General features: G+C 44.4%; 11 protein-coding genes. All 11 read left to right on the top strand.

Going from position 1 to position 11,314, the window contains the following annotated elements; all coding sequences use genetic code 11:
• The first annotated feature begins 788 nt into the window (after positions 1-788).
• The 11 genes from AB1797_09260 to AB1797_09310 all read left to right on the top strand — a co-directional run bounded on the left by AB1797_09260 (position 789) and on the right by AB1797_09310 (position 11,094).
• On the top strand, positions 789-1,376 hold the full coding sequence (locus tag AB1797_09260) for a DUF116 domain-containing protein (protein ID MEW5767799.1): 588 nt from the start codon (positions 789-791) through the stop codon (positions 1,374-1,376).
• On the top strand, positions 1,352-2,467 hold the full coding sequence (gene lptC / locus AB1797_09265; GenBank protein ID MEW5767800.1) for an LPS export ABC transporter periplasmic protein LptC: 1,116 nt from the start codon (positions 1,352-1,354) through the stop codon (positions 2,465-2,467). Before AB1797_09260 ends, lptC begins: the two co-directional genes overlap by 25 nt.
• 200 nt (positions 2,468-2,667) lie before the next feature.
• Entirely contained in the window at positions 2,668-3,396 is a 729-nt protein-coding gene (gene lptB / locus AB1797_09270) for an LPS export ABC transporter ATP-binding protein (protein ID MEW5767801.1), read from the top strand.
• A gap of 32 nt (positions 3,397-3,428) precedes the next feature.
• Positions 3,429-4,046 carry an exosortase H gene (xrtH, locus tag AB1797_09275; protein MEW5767802.1) on the top strand — a complete coding sequence of 206 codons (618 nt, stop codon included), beginning with the start codon at positions 3,429-3,431 and terminating at the stop codon, positions 4,044-4,046.
• Positions 4,047-4,100: 54 nt separating this feature from the next.
• Positions 4,101-4,586: a hypothetical protein gene (locus AB1797_09280; protein MEW5767803.1), complete on the top strand. Its 486-nt coding sequence runs from the start codon at positions 4,101-4,103 to the stop codon at positions 4,584-4,586.
• Positions 4,587-4,600: 14 nt separating this feature from the next.
• A complete protein-coding gene (locus AB1797_09285) occupies positions 4,601-4,744 on the top strand; it encodes a hypothetical protein (protein MEW5767804.1) in 144 nt (47 codons plus the stop codon).
• Positions 4,745-4,852: 108 nt separating this feature from the next.
• A complete protein-coding gene (locus AB1797_09290) occupies positions 4,853-7,570 on the top strand; it encodes a M1 family aminopeptidase (protein MEW5767805.1) in 2,718 nt (905 codons plus the stop codon).
• 25 nt (positions 7,571-7,595) lie between these two features.
• Positions 7,596-8,765, top strand: a complete 1,170-nt coding sequence (locus tag AB1797_09295) for a type IV pilus twitching motility protein PilT (protein MEW5767806.1) — start codon at positions 7,596-7,598, stop codon at positions 8,763-8,765.
• A 272-nt stretch (positions 8,766-9,037) separates the two neighbouring features.
• Complete coding sequence (locus AB1797_09300) at positions 9,038-9,280, top strand: hypothetical protein (GenBank protein MEW5767807.1); 243 nt, start codon at positions 9,038-9,040, stop codon at positions 9,278-9,280.
• A 2-nt stretch (positions 9,281-9,282) separates the two neighbouring features.
• Entirely contained in the window at positions 9,283-9,696 is a 414-nt protein-coding gene (locus AB1797_09305; protein ID MEW5767808.1) for a PIN domain-containing protein, read from the top strand.
• Positions 9,697-9,909: 213 nt separating this feature from the next.
• Positions 9,910-11,094, top strand: coding sequence for an ATP-binding protein (locus tag AB1797_09310; GenBank protein MEW5767809.1), 1,185 nt, complete (start codon positions 9,910-9,912; stop codon positions 11,092-11,094).
• The last annotated feature ends 220 nt before the right edge of the window (positions 11,095-11,314 follow it).

Consider the following 11,314-nt stretch of genomic DNA (forward strand, 5'->3'; position numbering starts at 1 on the left):
TCTACGGAACGGACATGGACAAGCACGGACAGGGACAAGCCCTGTCCCTACACTTCCGCCTTCTGTCCTGTGTTATTTATCCGTGCTAATCCGTGCAGCTATACCTGAACGGTTACGAATGAGTTTAAAATATGGGTGACCGTTCAGCCACCAAGGCACGAAGACACAAAGGGGAAATTATTCGACCTGTATGGTTAGGAATTACAAGCAAATCTCCTCAAACCTGAAAGGTTTGAATTTTACATAACCACAGGTGAAACCTGCGGAAACGAAACATCTACCACAGCTCAACCCTGAAAGGGTTGAATTCTATGTGGTGGATAATATTCGACCCTTGCAGGGTCGAGCCTTGCGGGTGTATTTATCTTCCGTAGCTTGCATCTACGGCTATTTAAAATTTGACGCTTTCAGCGTCAGTAGTCTACAACCTTAACCGTACAGGTCAAAATTTTTGGATTATCCCGACAAATTGATGATAGATGGGGTAGAGGATTATGATAGTTTGTCACCGGTAAATAGATCAAAAATGTCAAACGACGGAAATGAGATAGAAAAATGGGGTAAAGTGGCCCAATTCCCTTGAAAAATCTACAATCTAACCACAAGTCCCAAATTGTGAACAGTCTCAGAAAAAAGGGGAAGCTATACTACAAATTTTACTTGACTTATCTATTTCTATAACCTATAATAATAATGGTAACTACCGCTTAGGTGGATAGGCTGAAGGCTGAAGGCTATTGAACTTCAGCCTTCAGCCTTCAGCCTATAACCCGTAAGTGGCAGAAACGATGAACATCATCCCAATTTATAAGCCCCAAGAAATGAAGAAAGTAAAGAGATTTTTTATTAGAGGCCTTAGATTTTTTATCCAGATAATCTTTTCTATCCTGATTGGATTAGGCAAATGGATGGGCCTTTCAGAAGATAAATTAATACAGCTTCATATCAGGATCAACAATTACTTAGTGAAGCACGAACCCTGGCCGGCAGATTCTAATGGCCTGCTTCTTCTCTCTCCCAGTTGCTTGCAAAATAAAGACTGTCCTGCTAAGATAACTAATGATATTCAGGAATGCCGCCGCTGTGGCCGCTGCAGGATAAAAGACCTGGTGGAGATGTCTGAATCATATCAACTGCCTCTGATGGTTGTCACGGGTGGGAGGCTGGCCAGAGAGAAAGTAAAAGAGAATAATTATGGGGGGGTTATCGCTATTGCCTGCGAGAGGGAATTAGAGACAGGGATCAGAGACGCCTTCCCTCTGCCAGTGATAGCTATCATTAATGAACGCCCTGAAGGGCCTTGTGTTAATACCCAGGTAGATATAGAAAAGGTAAAAGAAGGAATCAGGAAATGCGAAGACTGCTTTTACTTTTAGTTATTTTTCTAATAGGCCTGGGGATTATCGCGGCCATTAAAGGCCTTAGGGATAAGGCACCTCTTTCGACCGTCCCGACTTCCGAGATTGCCTCGCCGGAGATGGAAATCACCAAATTCCACCTGGTCGAGACGATCAAAGGGATAAAAAGGTGGAAGATAGAGGCGGCTCAGGCTCAAGTATATGAGAACCAGACCCGAATGGAAGGCATTGAAACAGAGTTTTTTTCAGAACAAGGAGACAGCATCACCTTGAGTATGAAGGCCAACCAGGGTGTGTTGGATACCATCCACCGGGATATATCTGCTTCCGGCCAGGTAGTAGTAACTGATGCCGAGGGAGGAATACTGCATACCCAGAGTCTCAACTGGCGGGCTAAAGAAAAGATACTCAGCACTCCAGATACCTTTGTATTTACCCAAGAAGGACTTACTGTTACCGGCCAGGGAGTGGTGGTGGATCAACAAACTGAGAAGCTCAAGATTAAGCAGGACTTAAAGGCGGAAAAAGAGGAGGGGCCCCTGACGATTACGGCTAAGGAAGCCCTTTGGAATAAACGGGAACAAGCTGTCTTTCTAAAAGGAGAGGTAAAGATCGTCTATAAGGAGACTATTATTAATGCTGATCTGGTAGATGGTTATGGTGAGTTGAATAACCTAAAAAAAATAATTGGCCGTGGTAAGGTAAAAATTGTAGACACCAAAGAAGAGACAACCATTACCGGCGGATACCTGGAGTATCTTCAAGCCACGGAATATACCCTCATTACTGCCAACAAAGGAGAAAAGGTTAAATTAGAAGTAAAGGCCGATACAATTACGGTTACGGCGGCCAAAATGGAACGCTACCTGAAAGAGAACCGTTCAGTGGCCACAGGCGCCGTGGAAATTAAGGGCGAAGACCTCTTTGCTTCTTGCGGTCGAGCTACCTATTATGAGGATGAAGAAAAGATTGTCCTGGAAGGGGAGCCCCAATTAATTCAAATTAAAGAAGGAAACCGTTTTCAGGGAGAGGAGATCATCTATTATACTGAAGACGAACGGATTAAAATCATAGGCGGTGTGGAGGCCACCCTATTCCCTAAAAAATGAGTTCCAGATTATTCTTAATCCTCTCCCCTGAGGGCTTATCGTTACCCACAAATAATTCTTCGTGTCCTTCGTGGTTTTTAAAAGATGTGGGTAAAGATAAGGAGGGTGAGGGGGATTGCCTCTCCAAGAGACGAACCTACTTAAGTCAAATGTTACAGACCCGTAGGGGCACGTTGCCACGTGCCCCTACCACTCGAAAGATGCTTAAAGCCAAGAACCTAGTGAAGACATACGGCCGGCGACGAGTAGTTGATGAAGTCAACCTTGAGGTGAAAAGAGGAGAGATAGTGGGTCTCCTCGGCCCTAATGGGGCCGGCAAGACCACTACTTTTTACTGTTTGGTTGGTCTCATCTCTCCGTTAAGTGGTCAGGTTATGCTTGATGGTGAAGAGATCACCAGGCTGCCCATGTATAAACGGGCTAGGAAGGGAATAGGTTATCTTTCTCAGGAACCTTCTGTTTTTCAGAAACTTACCGTAGAGGAGAATATGCTGGCTATCCTTCAGACCCTTAAGTTGAATAAAAGTGAGCGTCAAGAGAGATTGACCACCCTATTGAATGAATTAAAGATTACGCATTTAGCCAAACAGCAGGCCTATACCCTTTCCGGTGGTGAACGGAGACGAACAGAGATTGCCCGGGCAATGGTTACTTCACCTGCCTTTATCCTTCTCGATGAACCCTTTGTCGGGATTGACCCTATTGCTGTGGCTGATATTCAACAGATTATCAGCCGGCTTAAAGAAAATGGATTAGGGGTGCTGATTACCGACCATTCTGTTCGAGAGACTCTGGAAGTAACTGACCGGGCTTACATTATGTACCAGGGTAAAATTCTCATTCATGGCACTGCCCTTGAATTGGTCAACGATCCTAAAGCCAGGGAGATATATCTTGGAGAGCGATTTCGGATGGAAACTATAGGCTGAAGGCGGAAGGCTAAGGAAGGCAGGCAAGGACGATGGCAGGCAGGACAAAGAAATTCAGGGGAAAACAAAGCCCTGAGGCAAAGGGAAGGGCAAGGTCTAAAGAGAGCCATCATGAGTTAGGCCTTTCCCTTGAGGGGCGCCTCAAGCTTTTCTTCAGGCGAAATCGAGTAGTCCTGTGGGCCGGCAGTATCTTCTCTTTTTGCATCTTGTTGTCTATCTTAGCCTACTCTATGTTTCTTGAGAGCGGGGCTTCCCTCAACCTTAGGATATTTACCGCCAGGGCGACCAGCCTCATCTTAAGTCTGTTTAGCATCCCAACCGAGGTTAAGGGCACGATCGTCTCCTCCAGCGATTTTTCCATCGATGTGGTCACTGAATGCATCGGCGTTGTTCCCATGCTTATCTTTGCCTCTGCTGTGCTGGCCTATCCGAGTAAAATCAAACAGAAGTTAGCTGGTATAGGCCTTAGTATAGTGAGTATATACCTGCTCAACCTGGTTCGCACCGTGAGCCTCTTTTACCTTGGGGCCGCCTATCCTGACCTCTTCAAGACCGCTCATCTGGTGGTTTGGCAGGCCTTAATAATTTTATTTACCGTTATTCTGTGGCTCTTCTGGCTGGAGAAAATAGTTAAAGAAGGATGTAATTAATGGCTAAGACAGTACTGATTACCAAATATTAGCGGGGTGTCTGGGGGTAAGACCATGCTAAGATTTTCTTTATTTGCTCTTAAGGCCACCATCCTTCTCATTATCATTTCCTTACTTTGGCCTTTGGCAGCTCCAAGTTATGACCGTTTTTTAGTGGGGATATCAAATAAACTTTCCTCCTCAGAAATTACCTTGGTAGGTGAAAATCGCATCAGGTTGTGTAAAAATGGAGACAAGAAGTGGGGCATTGACAGCCTGGGCCTTCATGTCGGCCTTATATTGGTTACCGCGCTCAGCATGGCTACGCCCCGCTTAAAGCTTTGGCAGCGTCTCAAATTCATTGGTATAGTCTGGATACTTGTGTGGGTTACCCATGTGGCCACTCTTCTGATATTGGCCGGTAAAAAGCTCCCCGAGAAGGAAGATTTCCTCCTTATTTTCCTTTTGTCAATCGGCCGCGAGCTTTTTCCCATGGTGATCTGGGGAGTCTTGTCTTTTAGGTGCTGGTTTCCACGTCGGGCCGATTTAGCCGCCAATTAACCCCTGTCCGTGCCTTGGATGATTGCTTAGGCCACGACGGGGCAACCACCAGCCACGGCCTCAAATTATTTGTTATTTCACCCTCCCCTAACCCCTCCCATCAAGGGAGGGGAAGCTCTTATGCCGACGCTGTCAGGACAAAAGGAGATGAAACTTAACCCATAGCACTATAATCTGTAATGAGCTTACTTTTTTAACTTGATTTTGAGTAGATACGAAATTAATTAAGCCCCGCCGGGGCGAAGGAGAAAATAGGAGGTGTTCTTTTGAGAAAGATTATGATGCTGGTGTTGTTAGGATTGATCGGACGAGGTGCTCAGGTGGCGGCCGAAGCCCTTCCCTGTCAATACGACATAGATGTCCGATTGAATCCCCTCAATCATACCTTGGCAGGCACAGAGGTATTAACCCTTCAGAATACCACTGACATGGCCTTAGAAGAGATTCACCTGGTGCTGGGGGGCAATTTCCTCGCCCAACCTAATCCCCATATTCATCCCATCCTGGTTGACTACGGTTATTCCCAGGGGTTTGATCCTGGCTGGACAAAGATCACCGGTGTTAAAGATAAGGCAGGGCAAAGCCTGAGCTTTCACTATGAAAACGCCCCGGAGATCATCCAAAATTACTCTTTGGAAAACGTTATTGGGGTAGTGAAACTGCCCCAGCCCCTTGAACCTGGTGAATTACTAAGCCTTGAAATAGCCTTTGAGACCCGATTCCCTGAAAATTACCTGATGGGTGATAACTCTTGCTTCCGGGAGACATATACCTGGCGATTTGGCTGGAATCCTATCTTGAGGTTCAGGGATAATGGGGCCTGGAGCGATAAGATGACCTGGGGAGCCGGGGATTACCAGGTCAGGCTTTGGGTGCCGGCTGAATTTAAGGTGGCCTCGGGTGCGGATATTCAGACCGAGGAACTAACGGGGGAAGAGAAGGTAGTCACCATGGGATCCCGGATGGTAATGGGTATTCCGTTGTCTATCAGCCAGCATTACCAGGAATTGACTGTTGATTACTCGATTCCAACTACCATTTATTACCTGCCCAAACACAAAAGGGCGGCCCTCAAACTGAAACCACTGGTGGGAAAAATAATCGATTACTACCACCAAAAATTAGGCCGCTTTCCCAGATCGAGGCTGGTGGTAGTTGACAATAACATTTATGGTGGTATGGCGGCTGATGGCATGGTCATCCTCGGCCGGGAGGCCTTCAAGGAGAGAGATTTGCTTGTGCCCAACCTCTTCGATCGTCTCTGGGAATATATCCTGGCCCATGAAATCGGCCACCTCTGGTTTGGACTTTCAGTCAACCCTGACTTTGACCGGGATAATTTTCTCTCTGAGGCCTTGGCCGAATTTGTCTCCATCTCTTATTTTGAGGATCAATATGGTCTAAGAGGCGGCAACCTCTTGGATAATGAAAACAAAGGACTCCTTTACTCCCTCATCTTTCCCTTTCTTTCCCGGGCCAACCTGAGGGAGCACCTCTCAGAGTTTCCTTATCGGGAGGTGATAAAAGATCATCGGGATGAGGAGATAATTAAACACTATAGAGAGTTAGAATACGCTGAGACGGGTGTTACCAGGATCTATAATAAGGGCTATCTGGTAGTCAGAAATTTGGCTCACCTCATTGGTGAGGATAAATTCTGGGAGATACTCTCAGCCTACGCCCAGGAATTTGCCGCAAAGAATCCGACCTCTGAGGACTTTGAGCGATTCACCCAGACCAGAACTGACATTGACCTAACCTCTTTCTTCCACGATTGGCTTCACGGGAGAGACCGGGTTGACTATGCCATTAAAAAGGTAAAAAGCGAATCCAGCGGCACCGGCTACCTGACTAAAGTCTCCCTCGAAAATAAGGGGACAATAGAAACTCCGATTGAGGTAGAGATAACCACAGATGAAGGCGAGATGGTGAGAGAAAGATATGCGGCCGGCTCCGGGGAGGTAGCTTTCCACACCAGGGGGAAGGTAGAGAAGGTGGTCATAGATCCTGATTTCAGGGTGCCTGATGTCAACCGGCTTGATAATTGTAAACCCAGGAGGGTGGCCGTTGACTTCTCCTCCCTGTTTTTCCCGCCCTTGGATGCTTACTACCTGAGCCCTTTCCTTTTAAGCCTGCATTTCGGCTATGCCAGAGACTTCGGGCTGAGTCTTTATCCCTACATAGAGGAAGATGAAGAAGAGAATATCCTTATTGGGGGTGGTGGGCAATTTTTCAAGGATCTGGGTTGGGATAGGCAGTTCTACCTGGGGGCTGATTATTACCCCAAAGACCAGGAGTGGCAAGCCCGCACCGGCCTTGTCTTGGCCATCCATCGAGCCCCTAATATCGGAGTAACCGGCCGGGTGAATCAGCCGACTCACCTTTTTTACCCCTATTTGGAATACCATCGGGAGAAGGATAAGCATACCTATCACTCGATGGGACTTGGTTGGTCTTATGATGACTTCATCAAAAGGCTCTTCCAGGTTTACCTGGATATAGAAACCTCTATCCCCTCGGCGGATCGATATGAGTTTTCCAAATTTGATGCTTATGCCCTGAAGGGTTTTAAGACCCCTATCCCCAACCTCATCTTTGGCATGGACTTATGGGCCAGCCGAATTACAGGCCCTAAAAGGCCGATCCATCTGGAACTTGAGGATCTGGTTCTGAAGGAGGGGAAGGCGGGAGAGGCCTCGATAGCTGGGCAAGCCAGTCTTCTCTATCCCCTCCTTAGAGAAAGGGAATTTAAGATCCTTAACACGGTCATCTTTGAAGAGCTGGAGACCTGGCTCAGCTACGAGGGAGGCAGGCTTTATGATGATGAGGAGTTAGTGGAAAAAGAAGATACAGTCAAGGGGGAGCTTGTCCTGGGATTCACCACTATTGACGGGCTTAGATTCGGCCTCAGAACCGGTTATGCCAAATCGCTTCTGGACAGCCGGGACAAGACTTATCTCACCTTTTCAGGGAGGATATGGTAAATTGATGAAAGGGAGGTAAATAAATATGAATGAGTATTACGCGGAAGAAACTGACGTAGTAGAAGATGATGAGGTAGGGGGTGTAGGGAGTGAAGAAGCGCCCTTCAAGAAAAAAAAGAAAAAAAAGGGAGCTATCAGGTCTCTCCTGGAGTTAGGCCGCCAAAAAGGGGCCTCTGATTTACATCTGGCTGAGGGTGTTCCGCCTGTCTTTCGGGTAAATGGAGAATTAGTCAAGATGTCGGATACACCGCCTTTGACTAAAGATAAAGTTTACAACATGATTAATGCCATTCTTACCGAAGAACAGAAACGTATCGTTAAGGAAGAACTTCAATTGGATTCTGCCCTGGAATTAGAAGACGGAAGATACCGGGTCAGTGTTTATACTACCAGGAAGGGTTTAAGCGCTTCCTTAAGATTGATTCCGGATAAGATAAAGGGCTTTAAAGAACTGGGCTTACCGGAAAGCTTAGAGAAATTAATGCAGCTTTCCGATGGACTTCTCCTGGTCACCGGACCAACCGGCTGCGGAAAGTCAACTACCCTGGCCTCTATGATCGACTGGATAAATGAACATAGACAAGCGCATATCATTACTATTGAAGACCCCATTGAGTTTGTTCATCAGCATAAGAGGTGTATGATTAATCAAAGGGAGATTGGGGCTCATACAGAGTCCTTTGCCTCTGCCCTGAGGTCGGCTTTAAGGCAGGATCCGGATATTATCCTGGTGGGTGAGATGCGGGATCTGGAAACCATCTCCACGGCCTTAACCGCCGCTGAAACAGGCCATCTTGTCTTAGCTACCCTCCATACCAAGTCTGCCGCCAAGACCATTGACCGTCTTATTGACGCCTTCCCGGCCCATCAGCAAAATCAGGTTCGAATCCAGCTCTCGGAAACAATACAAGCCATTATTGCTCAGTCTTTATTGCCCTTGAAAGAGGGCAATGGGCGGGTGCCTGCCGTGGAGATACTTGTGGCTACACCGGCTGTCAGGAACACTATCAGGGAGATGAAGACCCATCAAATCCCCAGCATTATCCAAACAAGCGGCCGGGATGGGATGCAGAGTTTGGCTCAATCACTCCGTGGTCTTCTTCACGAAGATAAGATATCTAAGGCTGAAATGCTTAAGCGATTTACGGACAAAGAGATCTTTGCCCTGGCCGGTGGGTATTATCAGGAGGAATAGTTTCGAGTTTCGAGTTGTAACTATTCAACCACGAAGACACTAAGCCACGAAGATTATAAGAATTATCCTTTAATAGCCCGGTAGAGCGACAATAGTAGCCCAGTACCCAACCCTGGCCTGCCGCCAGGGCAGTCTTCCATACCGGCTTCTTAACCATAACCTTTTATCCGAGAGGCCTCTACACCAGGAATTGCTGAGAAAAAATTTACCTTGACATATTTTAAAATTTAATGTATTATAGAATATAATGTATATATGGAGGTGGTGTAGAAATGGTAAGAAAACAGATTTACTTAGATGAGAAGACAGATGAAGAGCTTAAGCGGATAACAGTCCTGCATAAGGTCAAAACTGCACATATAATCAGGAAAGCTATAGAGGAATATTTAGATAAGAGGGCAAGGGAGAGAAAAAAAGAAAAAAATCCCCTTTACAAACTCGTTGGTCTATGTGAGGAAGGAAAGCCCGATGCTTCTCTTAAACATGATGAGTATCTTTACCAAAAAGGAGAATAAGGATGCTTGTTTTTGTAGATACAAGTGCCTGGATTGCTACGGTTGTTAAGAAAGATATAAACCATAAAAAGGCATCCTCATATTATCTTGAGCTACTTAATAAAGACATAGGTTTAATCACCTCAAACTATGTTTTAAGTGAGGTTTATACTAGACTTAGATATGATGTAAGCCATCAAAAAGCCTGTGAGTTTCGCCACATCATTTCCGAAGCAACCTCTCAGGGCTCTCTTTCTGTATCCTGGGTCAATGAGGAGATTGAAAATAAAGCCTGGGAGATATTTGAAAGTTATAAAGACCAACGATTTTCTTTTGTTGACTGCACGAGTTTTGTTGTTGCCAAAAGACTTAAGATAAAAGAGGTCTTTGCCTTTGATGATGACTTTGTTATTATGGGGTTTATACTTAGACCATAGGAAGTGGAAAGGGGGCAGCATAAGAAAAATTAGCAGTTAGTATTCAGAAGAAGTAGCAATAGCCAGGGCAACTACAATAAGATAGAGCATTGCTTATTTCCTTGCTATTGAAGAGGCGAATGTTAACCTGAGAATTACTGCCTCATCGTATAATTCCTTGACTTTTTATACGATAATATCGTATAATTAGCCTTAAAAGAGGATTTTTTAGATATGGAAGATTTATTCTATCGTTACAATCCCTGGTGGGAAGAAGAATATCTATTAGAAGGCATCATTGAGAGAATTTCTGTCTTAACATTGATGAAGGAAAATTTCTCTTCTAAACAGATTATTTTCTTAACGGGTCTAAGAAGGGTTGGGAAAACCACTCTTTTAAAACTTCTGATTAAAGAACTGATAACAAAGGAAGGGATTGAACCCAAACATATTTTTTATATCAGCCTTGATGATTACCTCCTTCTTAAAAAATCCATATTAGAAATTGTTGATGAATACCGTAAGATTCATAAAATTAGTTTCAAAGAGAAAATTTTTATCTTCTTAGATGAAGTGGCTTACAAAGAGGATTTTGAATTACAACTTAAGAACCTCTATGATAATCAGAATGTCAAACTTTATGTCTCTTCTTCAAGTACTTCCATCCTTAAGAGTAAAAAGCCATACCTGACAGGTAGAACTCTGATTATTGAGGTATTACCTCTGGATTTTCAAGAGTATCTAAAATTTAGAGGGATTAAGATTAGTAAAGAAGATAACCACCTGAAAGAGCGGTATTTTGAGGAATATTTAAACATAGGAGGCCTACCTGAATATGTCCTTCGAGGGGATATTGAATATGTAAAAGAGCTGGTCGATGATATCATTTATAAAGATATTACTGCTTTTTATGGCATCAAAACTCCTCAAGTGCTTAAAGATTTCTTTTTACTTTTGATGGAAAGAGTTGGTGAGAGGATGAGTATTAACAAAATGGCAAAGATATTAGGTATTTCCCCAGATACTGCCAAAAGATACTTAGAGATGTTTGCGGATACCTATCTTATTTACCTTGTGCCACGATGTGGGAAACTTAATGAGCGGCTCCTTTCACCCAGGAAGGTCTACTCATCTGATGTAGGAATTAGGTCATTATTTACCGGTTTTAGGGATAAAGGTAGCTTATTTGAAAATTATGTTTATCTAAAAATTAAGAGATATAACCCTTGCTATGTCTACAAGGATGGAATAGAAATTGACTTTCTGACTATGGATAAAAGGTTGATAGAAGTCAAATATCATAGCCAACTCCCAAAAGCACAATTGCTCCTATTAAATAAATTAGAGGCAAAAGAAAAGATTATCATCAATAACATCAATGACTTAGAAGGATTATTGAAAAAGGAAGATATTTTTTAAGGTGTAGCTATGGATGAATTAAAAGAGGCATTAAGGAAGATTGAAGGATTTAGAGGGAAGAGAACTGTTTTTGGGCATCGTTTCAAATCGCTGCTTGAGAAGGGAGAGATCGGTTTACACTTTTAGAGCACAGAGCAGTTTTGTCTCTACCACAAGCAACCGGTAACGCCTCGGAGGAAGCCCCGAGGTTGGAAAAGCAAAACGGTAGAGTTGGCAGTGT

The sequence above is a fragment of the bacterium genome, assembly GCA_040753085.1.
In the GTDB taxonomy this organism is placed as follows: Bacteria; UBA9089; JASEGY01; order JASEGY01; family JASEGY01; genus JASEGY01.

Excerpts from the sequence above, each read along its gene's own strand:
- AB1797_09260 (MEW5767799.1), top strand. The coding sequence starts at position 789 with ATGAACATCATCCCAATTTATAAGCCCCAAGAAATGAAGAAAGTAAAG.
- AB1797_09280 (MEW5767803.1), top strand. The coding sequence starts at position 4,101 with ATGCTAAGATTTTCTTTATTTGCTCTTAAGGCCACCATCCTTCTCATT.
- lptC (MEW5767800.1), top strand. The coding sequence starts at position 1,352 with ATGCGAAGACTGCTTTTACTTTTAGTTATTTTTCTAATAGGCCTGGGG.
- AB1797_09310 (MEW5767809.1), top strand. The coding sequence starts at position 9,910 with ATGGAAGATTTATTCTATCGTTACAATCCCTGGTGGGAAGAAGAATAT.
- lptB (MEW5767801.1), top strand. The coding sequence starts at position 2,668 with ATGCTTAAAGCCAAGAACCTAGTGAAGACATACGGCCGGCGACGAGTA.
- AB1797_09300 (MEW5767807.1), top strand. The coding sequence starts at position 9,038 with ATGGTAAGAAAACAGATTTACTTAGATGAGAAGACAGATGAAGAGCTT.
- AB1797_09305 (MEW5767808.1), top strand. The coding sequence starts at position 9,283 with ATGCTTGTTTTTGTAGATACAAGTGCCTGGATTGCTACGGTTGTTAAG.
- AB1797_09295 (MEW5767806.1), top strand. The coding sequence starts at position 7,596 with ATGAATGAGTATTACGCGGAAGAAACTGACGTAGTAGAAGATGATGAG.
- xrtH (MEW5767802.1), top strand. The coding sequence starts at position 3,429 with ATGGCAGGCAGGACAAAGAAATTCAGGGGAAAACAAAGCCCTGAGGCA.